Origin of the sequence: Prevotella sp. HMSC073D09 (assembly GCF_001814145.1) — a bacterium.
Taxonomy (GTDB): domain Bacteria; phylum Bacteroidota; class Bacteroidia; order Bacteroidales; family Bacteroidaceae; genus Prevotella; species Prevotella conceptionensis.
This window is the reverse complement of record NZ_KV815019.1, coordinates 29,639-49,473: the sequence shown is the minus strand read 5'-3', so window position 1 is coordinate 49,473 and position 19,835 is coordinate 29,639. Positions and strand designations below refer to the sequence as shown.

The window sequence follows — 19,835 nt, the reverse complement described above, 5'->3', positions numbered from 1 at the left end:
GGCTATTTTGCCCTTTTTAGCCATCTTTTTAATGGTTGTAAAAGGTTTATTTATACCAATTGTGGTGGATTTTTATGCTTTTCGCCTTGCATTTAGTAGCATTTTACACTGCATTTAGCATCAAAACGCATTGCATTTAGCACCAAAACGCCGTGCGTTTTGCACCATATTAGACTGCGTTTTGCACCAAAACGCATTGCATTTAGCGGCAAAACGCACCACATTTAGCAGCAAATAGCCCCGAAACTGGTGCAAATGGTGGTTTTATTAAATAAAAATTCATTTCGCTGCATTGGCAAGCTAACCCCATTTTGCACCACAACAAACCTCCGCGAGAATCGATTTTTTGCAGCAAGATGAGTGGTTGGTTGAGAAAAAGGGCACTCTTAGTGTTAAAATTCTTGCTGAAAAGTTTACAAAGATTGACGGATTAACGAGTTGACAAGTAGTGGGCGTTAGCCATTTCTCACCTGTTGCTAGTTGACGAGTTGACGAGTTAACCAGTTGACAAGCTGGTGGGCGTTAGCTATTTTTCAACCTTCTTAGTTGACTAGTTGACAAGTTAACGAGTTAACAAGTTGGTGGGCGTTAGCCATTTTTTCACCTTTTCACCCTTTCACCCTTTCACCTTTAAAAGCTCTTTCACCTTTAAAAGTCTTTTCACCTTTACAATTCTTTTGTTTCATACCAATTGATAGGCGATTTCCCGCGTTCACAAAGATATTCGTTGGCCTTCGAAAAATGTTTGCAACCAGGCCATTTACCTTCGTCTTGGTCAGTATAGCCCCCCTTTGGAGGGCTAGCAGCAGGGTGCCTAGCTTCCAAAACGAGATGCTTATCAGCATCAATAAGACTGCCTTTCTTGCGCGCCTCTACACCCCAAAGCATGAAAACAAGTCCTTCGCATTCATCATTCAACCGCTTAATAACAGCAGTGGTAAACTGTTCCCAACCTTTCCCTTTATGACTGTTAGAATCACCAGGACACACGGTTAGGATGGTGTTGAGCAAAAGCACGCCCTGTTCGGCCCATCGTGTTAGGTTTCCGTTGGTAGGAATGGGCGTTTTGAAATCATCGCTTATCTCCTTAAAGATGTAATTCAGCGAGCGAGGGAAAGGCTTTCCTCCATCAAACGAAAAGCTTAAGCCATGCGCTTGCCCCTTACCTGGATAGGGGTCTTGACCGATTATCACCACTTTTACCTTGTGGAAGGGACACAGATTAAAGGCATTAAATAAATCTTTTTCAAGTGGAAAGCATTTATTCTGCTTATACTCGCCATCTACAAAGTCAGACAATTCCTTGAAATAAGTCTCTTCAAACTCATTGGCCAGTTGCTCTTTCCACGAGGATTCTATCTCTACGTTCATGTTTACAGTTTGTATTATCAGTTTACAAGTTGACCTGTTAACAAGTAGATAAGGCGGTATGCTTACCTCATTGTTGACCTGTGCTTGCGAATAACGTTGTTTTTTGACATACAAAGGTATGAAAAAATGCGCATACTCACTTGCGAGTTTAGGTAAATAATGCTATATTTGCAACATTATCACGAATTATTTCAATATTATATAACTCATGTTTATGAAATAATTCACAATAATTCACCCGCAAATAGGGCGCGAACACGCTTGTAGGGTTACAAGATGATGAGTAATCCTCAAAACAAATTGGTTTTAGAATTTCATCAATCAACAAAGACTTTACCATCAACCTGCCGGTACAAAGCCACTAGTACTGCGGCTACAAACTATCGGTACTGCGGCTACAAACTATCGGTAGTGGCACTACCAGCCGTTAGTAGTGCCACTACAACTCGCTTGTAGCCAATAAGGGGGTTAACAGCGTTCACCCAACAGTCTACTCCATCCCTCTTAACCGTTCGCGACAGCTCTCCAAGATAGCGATTAGCTCTTCTTGCTTGTCGGCACGCAACATCGCTATGCGCGTTTGCTTAAAATCGGGAATGCCCTTAAATATAGGACTTGCCGCAAGATGACGGCGCGTGTGCAGTATGCCGCGATACTCGTCAATACGCTCAATGTTGATGCGCAGTTGCTCTTCCAGCAAGTCAATCTTTCGGTCGATGGTGAGCGAAGGGTCTTGGGGCAAGCCTTCAAGATGGTCTTTCATCTCCTTAAACACCCAAGGCCGACCGAATGTGGCACGCCCAACCATCACCGCATCAACGCCATAACGACTGAAAGCCTCTTTGGCTTGCTGCGGCGTACAAATGTCGCCGTTGCCGATAATGGGGATATGGATACGCGGATTGGCCTTCACTTCGCCGATATAACGCCAGTCGGCCTCGCCCGTATACATCTGCGAGCGCGTTCGGCCGTGTATGGTAAGGGCTGCTATGCCACAATCTTGCAGTTGTTCGGCCAACGTGGGGATGATAATTTCTTCGCAATCCCATCCCAATCGCGTTTTCACCGTTACGGGCGTACGCACCGCGCGCACCACTTGGCGTGTTATCTCCAACATCAAGGGCACGTTTCTCAGCATGCCCGCACCAGCCCCTTTGCCTGCCACTTTCTTCACGGGGCAACCAAAGTTGATGTCTATCACATCGGGACGGCTTTGTTCCACAATGCGTGCAGCCTCAACCATCGACTCCACATCGCGCCCGTAGATTTGTATTCCCACAGGGCGTTCCTCATCGCTGATGGTTAGTTTGCTCACGGTAGACTTCACCGATCGCACCAATGCCTCGGCACTGACAAACTCGGTGTACACCATTGCCGCGCCAAAACGTTTGCAAAGCAGGCGAAACCCTATGTCGGTGACGTCTTCCATCGGGGCGAGGAAGAGCGGATGAGCATCAAACGATATGTTTCCTATTTTCATAATTGCAAAGGTACGAAGACTTAACCAATAAACAAAACATGCAAACAATGGGGCTGCCTGCGCCCAAACGGAATGCAAAAAACTTGGATATTTCTTGCCCCAAAAGGCCGTTTTTTCGTTTTTTCTTTATATTTTTGTGGCACGAACCCTTATATCGACATGCCCATGGAACAGCTATTGCACTATGTTTGGAAACACAAGCTATTCGCAACTGCACCTTTGAAAACAACCGAAGGCGTAGATGTGGAGGTGATTGACGTGGGATTGCACAACGACAACGCCGGTGCCGACTTCTTTAACGCCAAAGTTAAGCTTGGCGATACGCTCTGGGTGGGCAACGTAGAGATACACGACATGGCCTCGCAATGGTTTGAACATGGGCATCATAACGACCCGCGATATAATAATGTGGTGCTACACGTGGTGGGAAAGGCCGACATGGAGTGCCTAACCCAAGACGGCAAGCAGCTGCCACAAATGGAATTGGCCGTGCCCAAGGGCATTGCGGACCACTATGACGAGCTGTTGGCGACCGATAAGTTTCCGCCTTGCCACCACATCATTCCCCAATTGCAGCGACTTACGCTGCATAGCTGGCTGGCCGCCCTACAAACAGAGCGGCTGGTAAGCAAAACCGAGGCGGTGGTACGGCGCGTTGAGCAGACAAAGGGGTCGTGGGAAGACGCCTTCTTCATCACTTTGGCGCGCAATTTTGGGTTCGGCGTAAACGGCGATGCCTTCGAACGCTGGGCTGCCAACGTACCATTGCGATGCGTTGACCACCATCGCGACAATGCTTTTCAGATAGAGGCCCTCTTTATGGGGCAGGCAGGACTGCTAAACGATACGGCCATACCCGCCCGACACCGAGACGCAGCCACGGCCGAAGACTACTTTGGGCTACTTAAAAAGGAGTACGCTTACCTTGCGCACAAGTTTAACTTGCAGCCATTAGACCCTTCCTTGTGGTTGTTTCTTCGACTGCGGCCGCAGAATTTTCCACACATCCGCCTGTCGCAACTGGCCGTTCTTCACCATTCGCGCCGGGCATCGTTGGCCAACATCGTGGCTTGCGAAAATCTAACACAGCTGCGTAAAGCCTTAGCCACGCAGGTTTCGGGCTATTGGCAAACGCATTATGTGTTTGGCGGAGAAAGTAAAGCCAGCGACAAAGCTCTCTCTACGGGCTCGCGCGATGTGCTCATCCTCAACACCGTTGTGCCTGTTCTCTTCGCTTACGGCCGTCATCGCCACAACGATGTTCTGTGCGACCGCGCTTATCAGCTGCTCGACGAGCTTAAAGCGGAGGATAACCATATCGTTAGGATGTGGAAAGCGTGCGGCCTAGAAGTGAATAACGCTGGCGATACGCAGGCTCTTATTCAGCTTAAAAATGAATATTGCGACCGCAAAAACTGCCTAAGATGCAGAATTGGGTATGAATATTTGAGGAGATAACTTGTTGAGGAGTTATGAGGTTGAGGAGTTAAGGAGTTATGGAGTTAAGGAGTTAAGCCGTATGCTTGGCAGCAGAGGGGGGACGACAATCGTTGTCAACTCATAAACTCATAAACTAACTCATCAACTAATAAGGCATATCACTCCCCTCTCCCCTTTGGAGAGGGGTTGGGGGTGAGGCCGGTTGTAGTTGGGCTGAGGCTTTTAAAATAACTATATATATGTACACATTCACAACCGAGATGGAAGTTCGCGATTACGAATGCGACATCCAAGGCATTGTTAACAACGCCAATTATTTGCATTACACAGAACACACGCGCCACCTTTTCTTGAAACACACAGGGCTAAGCTTTGCTGGCCTGCACGAAAAGGGAGTGGATGCCGTGGTGGCACGCATGACTTTGCAATACAAAACGCCACTACAATGCGACGATATCCTTGTTTCTAAACTCCGTATTACGCAAGAAGGCATCCGATATGTGTTCCATCACGACATCTTCCGCAAGCGAGATGATAAACTTTCGTTCCGTGCCACGGCCGAACTTGTATGCTTAGTGAACGGCAGACTGAGCCGAAGTGAGGAAATAGACAAGGCTTTCGCACCCTTTATAGATCAGCAATCGGCCGACAAATAACCCATGTTCCCGTTAACTAACGGTTATAGAAACGGCAAAAAATAGAGCCAAGTAAACATGTTACCCATCAACATGTTTACTTGGCTGCGCCCTTGTTAACTTGTAAACCCGTCTACTCGTTAACTTGCCTACGTGTAAACTCGTCTGCTTGTCTACTTGTAAACTCGTAAACTAAAAGAAACTTAACCCCCTCCATGAACGACAACGAGACCCGAAACGCCATCGCGCTAACACGCGTTAACTACTTTAACCTTGCAGGTTTGGCACAGCTATACCAACTGTTGGGTTCGGCCACAGCCGTTATTGCACACCGAAACGACCTGCGCGAGGTGCTGCCCGATGCCTCGCCACGCCTGCAAGAGGCCATGCGTAACATTGAAACGCACCTCAAAGTGGCCGATGCCGAGATGGAATACAACCTACGCAACGGCATACAAGCGCTTGCTTTGGCCGACGACAACTACCCGCAACGACTTAAAAACTGCGACGATGCACCGCTTGTGCTATTTTATAAAGGTACGGCCAGCCTTAATCGGGCGCGCGTTATCAACATTGTTGGCACGCGCCACTGCACAGCCTACGGACAAGATCTTATTCGCCGCTTCGTTTCGGAGTTGAAAAATCTTAGCCCCGAAGTGCTTATCGTTAGCGGACTGGCATACGGCGTAGACATCAACGCGCACCGACAAGCCTTGGCAAACGGGCTAGACACGGTGGGCGTGCTGGCTCATGGGCTGGACTATCTCTACCCCACTCGCCATAAACAAACGGCCAACGAAATGCTTACACAGGGCGGACTGCTCACCGAATTTCTCACCAACACCAATGCCGACAAGCTAAACTTTGTGCGAAGAAACCGCATTGTGGCGGGCATTTCAGATGCTTGTGTGCTGGTAGAGAGTGCTGCACATGGCGGCGGACTTATCACTGCGGCCATCGCTCGCGACTACAACCGCGATGTTTTCGCCTTCCCCGGTCACGTGGGCGCACCATATAGCGAGGGCTGCAACAACCTGATACGCGACCATAAGGCCCAACTGGTTTCCTCGGCAGCCGACTTTGTGCACGCGCTAGGCTGGGAAACCGACTTCAAACGCATGCAAGCCACACGTCAAGGCATAGAGCGACAATTGTTTCCACAACTCTCTGGCGAAGAACAAGCCGTGGTACAGGCGTTGCAAAAGCTTAACGACCAACCCATAAACCAACTGTCGATAACGGCCAACATCCCCATTTCGCAACTCACCGTATTGCTTTTCCAACTCGAAATGAAGGGGATTTTAAAGCTATTGGCAGGCGGCAGCTACCATCTTTACGTCTAAAAAAGGTGAAAGGGGATAAAATGAAAAGGCGAAAAGGATGGCTTTTACCCCTTTTTTCGCTAACTTTGCGCAGTAAATTAGGGCATTACGCGCCATTGCCACTGCCCCACAGCACGTTCAAAGGCTAACTGCCGAGAACGCATTACATCATAATAATAGAAAAAATACAACCCATGAACATCGCCATTATAGGCTACGGAAAGATGGGCCGCATGATTGAAGAGATTGCCAAACAACGCGGCCACAACATCGTTTGCATCATCGACCAAGACAACCAAGCCGACTTCGACAGCCCCGCCTTTGCTTCGGCAGACGTGGCCATCGAGTTTACCACCCCCCAAGCGGCCTTCGACAACTATCGAAAGGCCTTTGCACACAACGTAAAAGTGGTGTCGGGCTCCACGGGATGGCTTGCCCAACACGGCGAAGAGGTGCGCAGGATGTGCCAAGAAGAAGGCCAAACGCTGTTCTGGGCCAGCAACTTCTCTATTGGCGTGGCCATTTTCCAGGCCTTAAACCGCCGTTTGGCCGAACTGATGAACCGCTTTCCGCAATACAATGTGCACATCGAAGAAACCCATCACGTGCATAAACAAGACGCACCTTCGGGTACGGCCATTACTTTGGCCGAAGAAGTTGTGGCACAACTAGACCGTAAAGCAACGTGGGTTAAGGGCGAACAGCACTTGGCCGACGGCTCAATCGTACCCAGCGAGCAAACAACCGACGACCAATTGGCCATCGACAGTTTCCGTCGCGGCGAGGTTCCGGGCATCCATTCCATCGTTTACGACAGCGAGGCCGACAGCATCAGCATCACCCACGACGCCCATTCGCGCCGCGGTTTTGCCGAAGGCGCAGTGCTGGCTGCCGAATATGCCGCCACACACAATGGCTTATTAACGATGAACGACCTCTTTAAGTTCTGACAACAACATGCGCCTGCACCCACATACGGCACCGAAACCAACCATGTTTCACCACAACGTAAGGGGCAAAAGGCACAAAACATATAACTAACACTTGCAATGATAAACAAGAAAAAGAAAGAATTCAACCCACGCAAGCAGTGGACTAAATTCATCATCGTGGCACTTCTCTACCTCGCATTCCTCTTTTGGGTGGAAAGTTGGTGGGGATTGCTCGTTCTGCCTTTCATCTACGACGTTTATATTTCGAAGAAAATAAAGTGGCAATGGTGGAAAGATTCCGAAGGACCTACGCGCTTTATCATGGGCTGGGTAGATGCCATCGTCTTCGCCCTTGTTGCCGTTTACTTCATCAACCTGTTCTTCTTCCAGAACTTTGTCATCCCTTCAAGCTCGCTCGAAAAGAGTTTGCTCACGGGCGATTACCTCTTTGTAAGCAAGCTGAGCTACGGTCCGCGCATCCCACAAACGCCACTTACCATGCCATTAACCCAACACACCATGCCGGTGATTAACGTTAAGTCGTACATCGAGGTGCCGCACTGGGACTATCGCCGCGTAAAAGGCCTAGGAAACGTGAAACTTAACGACATCGTTGTGTTCAACTACCCATCGGGCGACAGCCTTGTTAACGAGGCACGATGGGCAGCTGCCGACTATTACCAAATGGTTTACTCGTATGGCAAGCAGCTTTACGACCAAGCCAACCAGCCCGTTAACCTCGACAGCATGTCGCTTTTGCAACAACGCGCCTACTTCCAGCACATCTATGAACTAGGGCGCGCCTACATCTTGCAAAATCCCAACGAGTATGGCGACCTTATTTCGCGGCCCACCGACCGCCGCGAAAACTACGTTAAGCGTTGTGTAGGCCTGCCCGGACAAACCTTGCAAATAAAGAATCGCATCGTTTACCTTGACGGCAAGCCCAACAAAGAACCCGAAAACGTGCAATACACCTATTATGTTAAGCTGAAAGGAATGCTGCCCGACGACTTGCTTACAAGCCTAGGCATAACGCAAGAAGACCTGCAAAGCCTTAACACAAGCGGCGTTATGCCACTTACAGCAAAGGCTGCAAAGGCACTTGCTGCACGAAAAGACATCGTTGAGAGCGTGAAACTGAACACCGACGCACCCACAGGCGACCTCTATCCCCTCAATGCCAATACGAAATGGACGCGCGATAACTACGGACCGATATGGATTCCCAAGAAAGGGGCTACCATTAAGCTTAGCTTAGCCAACCTGCCGATGTACGAACGTGCCATACGCGTGTACGAAGACAACGAGGTTGACGTGCGCAACGGACAAATATACATCAACAACAAGCCCGCCAACAGCTACACCTTTAAGATGGACTACTATTGGATGATGGGCGACAACCGACATAATTCGGCCGACTCGCGCTATTGGGGCTTTGTACCCGAAGACCATGTGGTGGGCAAACCCATATTCATTTGGTGGTCGCATGATGTAGACCATCCCGGATTTAAGGGCATCAGATGGAACCGCTTGTTCAAATTGGTGGATAAGATAAAATGATTTAGCCTTAGCCACCTAGGGTATTATAGGCGCAATGCCGCAGATTAAAGGCTGGTTCTAAAACTTAACTCCACTGGATTTTAGCACATACCTAAGAACGATGGGACAAATGCAACGCTGTGTTCTTGGCTTATATTGAGCCAGCCATGTTGCATTTGTCCCACTTGTTTTTTAGGTTTCATCGGTCTTTCTCTGCATGTTCAGCGTGCCTGCGGCGGTCAATCTCCCTGCCCCCGTGTTTACATCAGCCCCAACATTCTCACTCATCTCATTAAATCCGCACACAAAACATGTTCCCACTACTCTCTTCTGCCTATCTCGCCCCCGTGCAATGGTACGCCAAACTCTTCCACAGCAATGGCTGTTGGATGGAGCAACACGACCATTTCATCAAGCAAACCTACCGCAACCGCTGCATCATAGCCACGGCCAACGGGGCACAAGCCCTAACCATCCCCATCGAACGGCCATCGGGCGAGCAGGCCTCGCGCATGGCTATGAAAGACATTCGCATAAGCGACCACGGCAATTGGCGGCACATTCACTGGCAAGCCATCGTGTCGGCCTATAACGAAAGTCCCTTTTTCGAATACTACGCCGATGATTTTCGCCCCTTTTTTGAACGCCGTTTCGAGTTTCTTTTCGACTTCAACCTCGAACTAACGCACACCATTTGCGCCCTACTCGACTTTACCCCCAACATTATTCTCACCCCCGCCTTTGTGCCAACGCAGGCGCAACTGGCATCGGGTGCAAGCATGCCTGCCGCTTTTGTCGATGCCGACACAGGCACCATCCCCACCTTCAAAGACTTCCGCGACACCATAGTGCCCAAAAATCCGCCCCACGACCCCACTTTTACGCCCCGCCCTTACTACCAAGTGTTTGCCCAACGCCACGGGTTCTTGCCCAATCTAAGCGTTATCGACTTGCTTTTTAACATGGGTAACGAGGCACCGCTGTACCTTTAATGCCCGGCCTCTCGTAACGTTAGATACCTGCTTGGCACTATCTAGGCCATTCATTTCACAGCCCATCACCGCCAACAGCTCACCCTTCTAACCTCCAAACGCCATCTTTCATTCCACAGGCTATAAGCGCTTGTAGCGAGCTTTTTCAGCTCTCGCTTTGGTACAAAACGTATTTAACACGGCGGTTAACGTAATAATGCATCATCAAGGCTTAGCAAGCGCATTTTCTGAACGATGAAAATGCGAACGATGGAATGGTTATGGTTTCGCTCTTAGACATTTGGCACTTGCGGTTTCTCATGCGCTTATATCCCTCACCTACGGGTGCAACATGGAGGTTTTTAATTCATTCGGCATCTAAATTCTTACTTAACTCATCCAATATACACAATACTTCAGTAGCTTTGTCAGTGGTAATCATGGCTGCATATGCTTTGTAAGTTAGTGATTTTCAACTATAAAAACACAAAACAATAGCAAGACTATTAACCTTTTAGCGAACTTTCTTATACCGAACCGGCGTAAATAGTATAATCTTGTTCTTTTTATTGTTGCGTTTGTTAGTAATTGTATTATCTTTGTAAAACAAGATTAGGTAATCCTTACGAACAGCTGGTAGGGACTATTTGACTACGTCTATTTTTCAATTAAGCAACAATGCGGATATACAGTTTATTATGTTTGGCCTTCCTGCTCGCCTATAATGGTTTTGCCCAAACAGGAATTATCCAAGGGCGCGTCATCAACGACAAGAACAACGAACCACTAGAGTTCGCCACAGTACAAGTACAAGGAACTTCTCTCGGTGCGAAAACCTCTATAGAAGGAACGTTTACAATAACAGGCGTACAGCCAGGTTTCCATAAAATCGTCGTCAGCATGGTAGGCTTCGAGACTAAAATATCCGAAGAATTACAAGTACTGGGTAATCAGACAACTTTTATAGACATTATGGTTAGCGAAGCTTCTACAACGCTTCGAGAAGTTTTAGTTAGCCCCAATCTATTGCTTCGCCCTACCGAGAGTCCGGTTTCGGTACTCACCTTAGGAATACAGCAGATTGAGAAGAGTGCTGGAGCCAATCGTGATGTTTCCAAACTGGTGCAAATACTGCCAGGAGTTGGTGCAACAGCTCCTAATCGGAACGACCTCATCATACGTGGCGGAGGCCCCACAGAGAACGTCTTTTACCTAGACGGCATAGAGATCCCCGTAATCAATCACTTTGCCACACAAGGGGCATCGGGAGGTGTTGTCGGCATCATCAATCCCGACTTTGTGCGCGAGATAAATTTCTATACAGGCGCTTTCCCTGCTAACAGACCCAATACCCTTAGCTCCGTGATGGAGATAAAGCAAAAAGATGGTAGCAGAGACAGACTGCACACAAAGGTTGCGGTAGGAGCATCGGATGCAGGGATTACCTTAGACGGCCCTTTGAACAAGGATGCATCGTTCATCGTCTCTTTTCGTCAATCTTATTTGCAGTGGTTATTCAAGGTGATTGGCTTGCCTTTTTTGCCCACCTACAACGACTTTCAAATGAAATACAAATGGCGCATCAATCCACATCATGAGATTACCGTGATTGGTATAGGCGCTATTGACAACATGAGCCTCAACAGAAACCTCGAACAGACAGGTACCGAGGCGCAGAAATACATACTAGGCTACCTGCCCGAGTATGCTCAGTGGAACTATACCTTCGGGTTGGCCTACAAACACTACGGCAAACACTTCGTAGACAGTTGGATTTTAAGCCGAGACATGCTGCGCAACGCAGGTGTAAAGTATAAAGATAACGATAAGTCGGCATCCAAAATATCCGACTACCAATCGGACGAAGCCGAGATTAAACTACGCTACGAACGCAACTATACTACGCTGCCTATCAAACTGAACTTTGGAGCTGGCATCAAGTACAGCAACTATGTCAATGACGTCTATCGCTTGCAGTTCACTTCGGGAAATGTTGTCCCCTTCCAATACCACAGCAGCATCGACCTGCTTTCTTACCAAGCCTTCGTGCAAGCTTCGGATCAGTATCTAAACAATCGGTTCAAGGTTTCACTTGGAGTAAATTTAGTGGGCAACACTTTCACAGCCAGCATGAGCAATCCGATCAAGCAATTGTCGCCTAGACTATCGCTGTCGTATTCATTTTCGGAAGACTTCGACCTCAATGCCAACATTGGGCACTATGCGATGCCCCCCTCCTACACAACGATGGGCTATCGCAATACCGAGGGAAACTATGTCAATCGGAGCAATGGGCTCAAGTATATCACCTCCAATCAAGCTATTGTGGGTATGGAATATCATCCGGGTAACTTCCTGCGTTTCTCTCTTGAGAGCTTCTATAAGCAGTATAGCCACTATCCTATTTCGCTTACCGACGGAATTAGTTTGGCCAGCAAAGGTGTAGACTATGGGCAAGTGGGCGATGAGGCCGTTACGTCTACGGGCGATGGTAGGGCCTATGGTGTGGAAGTGGTGGCTAAGCTTATGGGTTGGCGTGATATAGATCTGACCGCTACGTACACGCTTTTTCGGAGTGAGTTTACAGACAAAAATGGCATCTATCGACCCTCTTCGTGGGACACGAGGCACATCCTCAATCTTACAACAAGCTACAAGTTACCCAAAGGCTGGTACATCTCGGCTCGCTGGCGTTACATAGGCGGTGCTCCTTATTCGCCCATTGATGTGGAGCGTTCTACAAACAAGGCTGCATGGTCTATTACCAATCAGGCCTATACCGACTACGAGCGATTCAATACACTACGTCTTGCCGATGCGCATCAGCTGGATGTGCGCTTGGATAAGGAGTTCTATTTTAAGCATTGGATGCTCAACCTATATCTCGATGTGCAGAATGCCTACATCAGCAATATGCCATCCAAACCGATATATACCAATCGTGACACTGAGGGGAATGTAATGGACGACCCCACTTCGCCCCACACCAAACAGTTGCTTCGTCCACTGGTGTACTATAGTGGAACAATTCTCCCCACGGTCGGGATTATGATTAAGTTCTAAACGAACCACTTACAGATAGCATAAATGGCTGTATCAAGAGAGCATCCGATACAGCCATTTTTGTCTAATCCTAAGGTTTCACCACGAAGTCCCCTTGTAAAAACAAGCCCAATGAACTTTACTAAAGACTACCTAACCAAGAAATCAAAGGGGCTAACACCATTTTGATACCGAGTTTACGCATTTCTGATTATCTTTGCAATAAGTAAACATCCCCACAAAAGGCATGAAAAAAATAAATATTCCAATGATTCGGCTGCGCGCCCAACAGTTAACTAACCCCGATTTTACCGACGTAAAAGATGTTGTAGCCTGGATGGGAGCCATACAAGCACAACAACCCCGAATGGCAAAGCTGGCACTAGGAATACGTACACGCGGCGCAACGATGCAGCAAATCAAGCAAGCCCTCTACCGTGGAGAGATTCTTCGCACCCACGTACTACGCCCTACATGGCATTATGTAAGCCCAAACGATATTCGTTGGATGCTCAAATTGTCGTGCAACAGACTGAAATCTGCCTACGCATCGTTGATGAAAGGACACGGACTGACCATCACCGAGCAGATGTACGATACCGCTAACCAGCATATCTATGATATGTTAAGCGGTGGAAAGAGCCTTACCAAACAGCAAATTACAGAACGAATAGCTGAAAAAGGCTTACCTTCGGACACCATTTTTATGAACCGCTTTTTGGAGAATGCCGAATGCGAGGCACTCATTTGCAGCGGCCCTGAAGTGGGAAACACACATACCTACATGCTCTTAGACGAGCGAGTAGCCCCTATGCCCTTACCCACAAAAGACGAGGCGTTGAGCAAATTGGCACGCAATTATTTTAGAAGTCATGCCCCCGCAACGTTAGACGACTTCTGTTGGTGGTCGGGATTGTCAATAAAAGAGGCGCGATTGGGCGTTGAAATTATTGGAAAAGAGCTTCAAAAGGTCGTTCTCAACGATAAAACTTACCTGCTGCACGATTCTTCTTCAATCGACATCAAAGAGAAAGAAAGCTTTATCTTTCTGCCTGCTTACGACGAATACATCATTGCCTACAAGTATCGCGGCGATGTTTTGCAAGCTTCTCACAACAGCAAAGCATTTACTAACAACGGTATTTTCTTTCCTCTTATCCTACAAAATGGCAGGGCGACGGGTAATTGGAAAATGACTTTGACACGCCGAAACATCGCCGTCAACACATCTTACTTTGATAACGACACCCCAACTGATTTGTCTGCGGCTGAAGAAAAAGCCCGTTTGCAACTTATTTCATTCCATAACTAACGGTAAAAATGCCGAAGTTATCGAGTTTCATACCACATTTGGTTAAGCCATAAAAGGCGAAAAGACTGTCCAGTTCGCGTTGCGAACGCCGCCGCATAATCCAATCGCGCTCTTGATGGCTGTTTAATACGAAAGCAATCATTTTTAACTGAGGGTGCCAAGGCTGACCAGTATAGACCAAAAAGCCGCCTGGTTGCAGTGCGGATAAAGCACCAGAGATGGCCTTACAAACAAGCTCGTTATCACCAAAAAGCTCAAATATACCGGAAATAATAACGATATTAGGCTCAAAATTCAGCTGTCGATATGAGTCTTTATTAAAACAATCAAGACGAGTAAACCGTATATTTTGAAGTCCTTGTTGTTGTATCTGTGCCTCGCCGAAAGCAATGTTTGTTTCCGAAAAGTCGTTTATAACCACTTCTATTTCAGGAAACCTGCGCTTGATGTCGAACAAATAATTACCCGTTCCACCGGCAATGTCGAGTATTTTCACGGGTTCATTGCGCTGTTTAAGCGTTTCAATACGTTCTTCTACGGTTGCAATGAGATGCTCTCGGCGTATTCTCACTCCTCGCCAACCAATGGCGTTAAGATAACCTTTGTCTATCCATCGCCCAATAGGTCCGCATCCCTGCGCTTGGTTGCGATAAACATAATCCAGAGACATACCCGAATCAAAACCATATTTTAGTCCTACGCGCATTCCTTTACTAAGAAATCCCAAGTGATGGAGCATCCATTTCTGTATCCGAAAGCCCCAACGTTCAATTCGGGGAAGCATATTCAGAGCCATTTTGTTATACTCGGCAACTGTAAATTTATCAGGCATACAGGTCGTTGGCGGTTGTTCGAGTGAGAAACAGCGGTTGATAAACTCAGCGATAGGATTGTAAACCTGTTCGCGTTGCGTTTCAAACAATAGCCCGTGATAAAACCCTTTGAGCTTGATAAACCGCTTTTGGGTGGAGCTGATGTCAACAAAAAACCGCTTTTGCATATCGTCTTTCACCACGTAATCTTTGCCGGCAGAGAGCAACAGCGTAGGTATGGTAATGGCAGCAGCATCTTCTACGATACGCTTTCCTGCTTTCAGCAAATCCAAAAGATAGTGTGCATCAATTTCTCGAGTAATTAGCGGGTCTGTGTCGTACGCCTTTTGTTGTTCCACATCATGTGTCAACACCTTCGATTTGACATAACTGGGCACCGTAAGATGTTTGAAAAGCCGGGCTGCCAACGCAATTCCCGTCTTTGCAAAAGGCACATACAACTTAATGGTAAACGCAGGAGCAAGAAGTGCCATACCAGCAATACGGGGCGCAAAGTCGTGACACCACGCCGAAACAATTACGCCTGCAATGCTGTTAGCCACCACAAAGATGTCTTTCTCAACAATTCCATACTGCGCATGGAGGTATTTTACGAAAGCATCCAAGTCGCGTACATAGTCCATGAAATGGGGCGAAACGGGTTGCGAAGTGTGCCCCAGTCCACGCATATCAAAGCCAAAGATGTTGAAATGCACAAATTGTTCGTTCTCGGCAAAGGCTTGCAAACGTCCCGAATGTTCGTGCCCGCGATGCAATATCACAATGGTTTTCTGCGAAGGGCTGTAATTCCACACCCTATAAAAAATATCTGCGTTGTCAAAACTCTTAAATGTTCCTGTTTCCATTTTTATCTCTGGTTAAATTCTTACTTATCGTTAACAGCACCGCTTCACCTATTCGGCAACTCCGAAAACGGCCCATTGCACAATGAATATATAGCTTTCGAGGCACTTCACTGGCTTTCATCTTCTCTAAAACCGTATTTACAATATGCTCCTCACAGGCTTTGGGGATAGTGGCAATATCCAAAAGCGGAAAGCAATGGTAATCTGCCGATGTGCGAAAGTAGGCGTTTTCGGGTAATTCGGCTGAAAGGTCGAACACCGAAACCTCTCCCAATAGGGCGAATTTCCGCGCAGAACGGCATGAAAGCAAGCCTCCAACGAAGATGTTGGGTGCCATTTCTACAGGTGCCTGACGAGAAAACAGCCACAATATGCGATACACTGCGATATAGGGAAAATAGAAAATATAACGCAAAAAACCGATGCAACCGTGGTCGTCTTTAAGAAAATGTCGATTAGAACGATAATAAGCACGACCCAATAAAAGCAAGACGAGTATGCCCCACAATAAAAAAATACTTCCAAAAACCGAATGTTCGATGGCAAACAACAACGCCGTCAGCCCCACGGCGGCAACAAAAAAGTAAACCTTTGCTATTTGTTGGTTGCGCTTTTTACGGTAAGGAAACATCCATAACGTCAGAAAACCTGCCATCAAACCGGTAGAAATATCGATGAAATGGTGCTGATATACCAAAAGGGTAGACAGCATTAACAACACCAACCACATTCTCAGTAAGTTTCTGAACCTGCTATTTCGCACCCCACTCCAAAAGATGCAGGCATAACCTATATGTAAAGACGGGGCCTGATTAAAAGGTGTATCGTACGTATTGATGACGGAAAACAAGATATGGGTTGTTTCCGGACGTACAAAACTTTGTTTTAACGGAAAGATAATAAAACAAATTCCCGATAAAATGGTTATAAAAACGATGCGTTTACTTAATGTCGACAGCTGCCGAAAGGTATTACAAAGGAAGAAAACCCATATAAAAAACACCACACTACTGCTATAAAAATAGATGGCAAAAGGTACAAACGGTATGGCCTTTTCAAACGAAAAGCAAAGCGAAGGCACCTCTTTAAGCGATGCCGCATAGCTTGCAGCAAAAGTATAAACAGCATAGAATACACCCCAACAAATAACCAGGGCGATGTATTTGCTTGCTTGCAAGCATTTGTTATCTATACCGCAACGCTGCATCAAACCGTTTGGCAAGGGCTGTTTACTCGCCCATATCGTTTTATCGTTTATTTGGGAATGCTCCATAATGTCTTTCGGTGCATAAAAGCCGATAACAAACAAGTGGGTAAAAGCGAAAGAAAGGCGATGGAAAGGCGCATTTTTGGCGGAAACACCACCTGTTCTTTGCGCTGCGCTATGGCCTTTGTCATTGTTTCAACAGCCCGATTTAAGGGCATGCAGAACGGACATTTGGAAAGGTCGTTACGGTATATCTCTCTCAATCGAGGCGTATCTATGTAGCCTGGAACAAGTGTTGTAACCGTTATTTGATAGTCGGCCAAACTTCGGCGATAAGCATCGGCTATCTGTATCAAAACTCTTTTGCACTTGGCATATACGCTTGCGCACGGATAGTGCAGCAATCCTGCAACCGAAGCAATCACTACCAAATGTCCACCAGATGCCTTCATCGTTTCTCGCGCCACTTCCATCGCATTCAATGCACCCGCGATATTAACTTTCAACATTTGTGAAGTCTGCTCAAAATCCACTTCTTCGGTAACGCCGTTACGGTAATATCCGGCAGCAACAATCATCATATCCAAGTCCTTATCGGCACAAAACACTTTTACGGCAGCGGTTAATGCGTCCTTATCACACACATCAAGCTGGTAGGCATACAGCAGTTTGTTAACCTCATCACTCCTGTCTATTCGTGTCGTATTTCGTCCGCACACCCCTACCCGGTGGCCTTCGGCAGCATAAAACCGCGCCAAGGCCAAGCCGACACCCGATGTTCCGCCCGTAATAAAGATGTTCATACCTGTTTGTTTTTAAAATGTTGGGCAACCCTATCGTATCCGTATTGCCATTGAAAGTTCATATCTTCTACAAACTGCGCATAGGTTTTGGGCAGTTTCAGTTCTACCTGGAGCTTCAGAAGATTGATGTTTTTCTCGATGTAATGGCCCGCAAGCACTTGGTTCATGTCGGCCGTATCTACCCAATAGTTCACCGAATGCGTCATCACCTCTTGCAATCGGCGGTTTCCACTATATCCAAAAACGGCTCTAATAAGTGCCTCGTCGATGGTGCCGAATCCCTTTTTCTTCTCAAAGATAATCGTTTCGCCAAGTTGTTCGGCCAGTTCTATGGGCATCAAATCAATAATTCCGCCCGCAAAATAGGCGCCGTTGTAATGTACGGGCTGAACGTAGAACATATCCGAAACAGATATGCGGGTGGCAATGGGTAAGGGAACATCTTGAAACAGCTCAACTTGCGAGTCGATGGCACTACCCTCATAGCTTTTAAAATTGCAGTTAATGGCAGACAAATCGATGTTTCGAGCTGTCTCGGCATCGGTAAAAAGCACCTTCCGATAAAGTTTTCTTCCGTTTCTTTCTTTACCGATGTCGGCCCTGTCAAACAACAATCGGGCACCTACTACGATGGTGGGAAGGGTTGGCCGAACAGCCAACGAGGGCAAAAGCGGGCGTATGTCGGTGGGCATATCTACGATAAATTTATCGAAAATATTTTCGATATAAGGTGCATAGCATGTGTTTCGCACCTTGCGCTGGCAATAGACACCTATCTTATACAGCATTTTGAAACGTGTCATTCGGGTGTTTTGCACAAAGCGATACAGCTCTTCCGACTGTATAAAGGCCTTTCGCTGCTCGTCGGTAGCAAACGAGTTGATGATGTTGGCAGCGATACTGCCACCGCAAGCGGCAATCAGCAGGTCGGGTTTTACACCATAATGCTGCATCGCCGCATACATGCCGAGATACAAAGCATAACGTGTACCACCACCAGAAAAAACCGCAACCGTGGGATAAGGTTTCTTTTTCATACTCCACTGCTTATCTATATCGTCGGTTTACTCAGGCGTTTGCGAACTTCCAGTTACTTTTAACGTCTTCTTTATCCTAATCCACGTGCTGACTACCAGCAACAAATCGATAACCCCAAAGATGTAAACGGAACATCCTGAAAGGTTTATGCCAAACAAACAGACCACTCCGTAGAGGCCGAGAACGAAAGCACGGTCGCTCTTTCCCATCGGACCATCATACCGCCGTTCTGCCGACAGCACCTTTCCCATCACTCCTGCGAATTCGTTAATAATGCTGAGGGCAATGAAAGCCACAATAAGATAAAGACTTTCGGGATGATACTTCAGCAGCGGAAAATAAATAATGGTGTCTGAAACGACATCACCCAGTTCGTTTAACAGCTCTCCTTTTCGGGTGATTTGATTGTAACGACGAGCCATCATTCCGTCTAAGGCATTCAGGGCCATACGTATCAGCAGTCCCACAGGCAGGCAGAGGTAGAGCCACGTACCCACATCGCCCGCAAACCAAAACAAAATGCCGATGACAAGAGAGAGGATGCCGGCCCACAGGGTGATTTGATTGGCGGTAACCTTTGCACGATGCAACAACTCTAAAATAGGTGTTAATGCCCGTTGAAACTGCGGTTTGATGGAATAGACAGATATCATAAATACTTTGTTTTACATGAATATGTGCTTATATCGTTAACGTTTTTAATGCGAAAACGTTTTCCTCAGGGTGCGATTGGTTCTTGTTCGGAGCGACACTGCACCTCAACCAAAAGCTGTATTATGGCAGTAAAGGTAATAATACTTTTTTAGATGCGCAATAAATGCTGTGAAAACTTGTCGCGCCGTTGCCGATGCTGCGCAAATTCGGGATAAAAGGTGTATGCCTTGCAACCCCTCGCACTGGCCGCCGTAAGCGTACATGCTTTCCTTGCCGTTGCCCATGCACATGTAAACGCACAGTTGTTTTGTCTAGTTTTTAGTCATAAATTTAACATTATGAGTGCCCATTTTCTCCACCAACGTAAGTCGGCGTGCAAAAAATCGATTCTCGCGAAGGTTTGTTTTG

The 19,835-nt window shown here is 47.1% G+C and carries 15 protein-coding genes; 8 read left to right on the top strand and 7 right to left on the bottom strand.

Features of this window, described 5'->3' with window-relative positions; translation table 11 throughout:
* Window positions 1-666 precede the first annotated feature (666 nt).
* Together ung and dusB are read right to left on the bottom strand one after the other, a co-directional pair.
* The gene (ung, locus tag HMPREF2955_RS00800; RefSeq protein WP_070720033.1) at window positions 667-1,371 is read right to left on the bottom strand and encodes a uracil-DNA glycosylase; all 705 of its coding nucleotides are present in this window, start codon (window positions 1,369-1,371) and stop codon (window positions 667-669) included.
* A gap of 490 nt (window positions 1,372-1,861) precedes the next feature.
* Complete coding sequence (gene dusB, locus HMPREF2955_RS00795) at window positions 1,862-2,851, bottom strand: tRNA dihydrouridine synthase DusB (protein ID WP_070720031.1); 990 nt, start codon at window positions 2,849-2,851, stop codon at window positions 1,862-1,864.
* A gap of 165 nt (window positions 2,852-3,016) precedes the next feature.
* Here dusB and HMPREF2955_RS00790 point away from each other — a divergent pair, with 165 nt between their 5' ends.
* The 8 genes from HMPREF2955_RS00790 to HMPREF2955_RS00755 all read left to right on the top strand — a co-directional run bounded on the left by HMPREF2955_RS00790 (window position 3,017) and on the right by HMPREF2955_RS00755 (window position 14,047).
* Window positions 3,017-4,309, top strand: coding sequence for a DUF2851 family protein (locus tag HMPREF2955_RS00790; RefSeq protein WP_070720056.1), 1,293 nt, complete (start codon window positions 3,017-3,019; stop codon window positions 4,307-4,309).
* A 221-nt stretch (window positions 4,310-4,530) separates the two neighbouring features.
* Entirely contained in the window at window positions 4,531-4,947 is a 417-nt protein-coding gene (locus HMPREF2955_RS00785) for an acyl-CoA thioesterase (RefSeq protein ID WP_019187598.1), read from the top strand.
* 194 nt (window positions 4,948-5,141) lie between these two features.
* A complete protein-coding gene (gene dprA, locus HMPREF2955_RS00780; protein WP_070720028.1) occupies window positions 5,142-6,269 on the top strand; it encodes a DNA-processing protein DprA in 1,128 nt (375 codons plus the stop codon).
* 173 nt (window positions 6,270-6,442) lie between these two features.
* On the top strand, window positions 6,443-7,198 hold the full coding sequence (gene dapB / locus HMPREF2955_RS00775; RefSeq protein WP_070720026.1) for a 4-hydroxy-tetrahydrodipicolinate reductase: 756 nt from the start codon (window positions 6,443-6,445) through the stop codon (window positions 7,196-7,198).
* Window positions 7,199-7,297: 99 nt separating this feature from the next.
* Window positions 7,298-8,743, top strand: coding sequence for a signal peptidase I (gene lepB, locus HMPREF2955_RS00770; RefSeq protein WP_070720024.1), 1,446 nt, complete (start codon window positions 7,298-7,300; stop codon window positions 8,741-8,743).
* Window positions 8,744-9,033: 290 nt separating this feature from the next.
* Window positions 9,034-9,714 (top strand): WbqC family protein, encoded by a 681-nt coding sequence (locus tag HMPREF2955_RS00765; protein ID WP_070720022.1) that lies wholly within the window; start codon window positions 9,034-9,036, stop codon window positions 9,712-9,714.
* 657 nt (window positions 9,715-10,371) lie between these two features.
* On the top strand, window positions 10,372-12,756 hold the full coding sequence (locus HMPREF2955_RS00760) for a TonB-dependent receptor (protein WP_070720020.1): 2,385 nt from the start codon (window positions 10,372-10,374) through the stop codon (window positions 12,754-12,756).
* Window positions 12,757-12,982: 226 nt separating this feature from the next.
* The gene (locus HMPREF2955_RS00755; RefSeq protein ID WP_070720018.1) at window positions 12,983-14,047 is read left to right on the top strand and encodes a winged helix DNA-binding domain-containing protein; all 1,065 of its coding nucleotides are present in this window, start codon (window positions 12,983-12,985) and stop codon (window positions 14,045-14,047) included.
* Here the strand turns inward: HMPREF2955_RS00755 and HMPREF2955_RS00750 are convergent.
* Genes HMPREF2955_RS00750 through HMPREF2955_RS00730 form a run of 5 tightly spaced genes read right to left on the bottom strand, consistent with a single transcriptional unit; the run spans window position 14,028 to window position 19,426 of the window.
* Window positions 14,028-15,725 carry a bifunctional alpha/beta hydrolase/class I SAM-dependent methyltransferase gene (locus tag HMPREF2955_RS00750; RefSeq protein WP_070720015.1) on the bottom strand — a complete coding sequence of 566 codons (1,698 nt, stop codon included), beginning with the start codon at window positions 15,723-15,725 and terminating at the stop codon, window positions 14,028-14,030. The two genes, HMPREF2955_RS00755 and HMPREF2955_RS00750, sit on opposite strands and share 20 nt — an antisense overlap.
* Window positions 15,706-17,034, bottom strand: a complete 1,329-nt coding sequence (locus HMPREF2955_RS00745; protein WP_246830022.1) for a phosphatase — start codon at window positions 17,032-17,034, stop codon at window positions 15,706-15,708. Before HMPREF2955_RS00745 ends, HMPREF2955_RS00750 begins: the two co-directional genes overlap by 20 nt.
* Entirely contained in the window at window positions 16,980-17,735 is a 756-nt protein-coding gene (locus HMPREF2955_RS00740) for an SDR family NAD(P)-dependent oxidoreductase (protein ID WP_070720011.1), read from the bottom strand. Before HMPREF2955_RS00740 ends, HMPREF2955_RS00745 begins: the two co-directional genes overlap by 55 nt.
* A complete protein-coding gene (locus tag HMPREF2955_RS00735) occupies window positions 17,732-18,772 on the bottom strand; it encodes a patatin-like phospholipase family protein (RefSeq protein ID WP_070720009.1) in 1,041 nt (346 codons plus the stop codon). The genes HMPREF2955_RS00740 and HMPREF2955_RS00735 overlap by 4 nt, the downstream gene beginning before the upstream one ends.
* 27 nt (window positions 18,773-18,799) lie before the next feature.
* The gene (locus HMPREF2955_RS00730) at window positions 18,800-19,426 is read right to left on the bottom strand and encodes a CDP-alcohol phosphatidyltransferase family protein (protein ID WP_070720007.1); all 627 of its coding nucleotides are present in this window, start codon (window positions 19,424-19,426) and stop codon (window positions 18,800-18,802) included.
* Between the last annotated feature and the right edge of the window lie 409 nt (window positions 19,427-19,835).

Excerpts from the sequence above, each read along its gene's own strand:
- ung (WP_070720033.1), bottom strand. The coding sequence starts at position 1,371 with ATGAACGTAGAGATAGAATCCTCGTGGAAAGAGCAACTGGCCAATGAG.
- dusB (WP_070720031.1), bottom strand. The coding sequence starts at position 2,851 with ATGAAAATAGGAAACATATCGTTTGATGCTCATCCGCTCTTCCTCGCC.
- HMPREF2955_RS00790 (WP_070720056.1), top strand. The coding sequence starts at position 3,017 with ATGGAACAGCTATTGCACTATGTTTGGAAACACAAGCTATTCGCAACT.
- HMPREF2955_RS00785 (WP_019187598.1), top strand. The coding sequence starts at position 4,531 with ATGTACACATTCACAACCGAGATGGAAGTTCGCGATTACGAATGCGAC.
- dprA (WP_070720028.1), top strand. The coding sequence starts at position 5,142 with ATGAACGACAACGAGACCCGAAACGCCATCGCGCTAACACGCGTTAAC.
- dapB (WP_070720026.1), top strand. The coding sequence starts at position 6,443 with ATGAACATCGCCATTATAGGCTACGGAAAGATGGGCCGCATGATTGAA.
- lepB (WP_070720024.1), top strand. The coding sequence starts at position 7,298 with ATGATAAACAAGAAAAAGAAAGAATTCAACCCACGCAAGCAGTGGACT.
- HMPREF2955_RS00765 (WP_070720022.1), top strand. The coding sequence starts at position 9,034 with ATGTTCCCACTACTCTCTTCTGCCTATCTCGCCCCCGTGCAATGGTAC.
- HMPREF2955_RS00760 (WP_070720020.1), top strand. The coding sequence starts at position 10,372 with ATGCGGATATACAGTTTATTATGTTTGGCCTTCCTGCTCGCCTATAAT.
- HMPREF2955_RS00755 (WP_070720018.1), top strand. The coding sequence starts at position 12,983 with ATGAAAAAAATAAATATTCCAATGATTCGGCTGCGCGCCCAACAGTTA.
- HMPREF2955_RS00750 (WP_070720015.1), bottom strand. The coding sequence starts at position 15,725 with ATGGAAACAGGAACATTTAAGAGTTTTGACAACGCAGATATTTTTTAT.
- HMPREF2955_RS00740 (WP_070720011.1), bottom strand. The coding sequence starts at position 17,735 with ATGAACATCTTTATTACGGGCGGAACATCGGGTGTCGGCTTGGCCTTG.
- HMPREF2955_RS00735 (WP_070720009.1), bottom strand. The coding sequence starts at position 18,772 with ATGAAAAAGAAACCTTATCCCACGGTTGCGGTTTTTTCTGGTGGTGGT.
- HMPREF2955_RS00730 (WP_070720007.1), bottom strand. The coding sequence starts at position 19,426 with ATGATATCTGTCTATTCCATCAAACCGCAGTTTCAACGGGCATTAACA.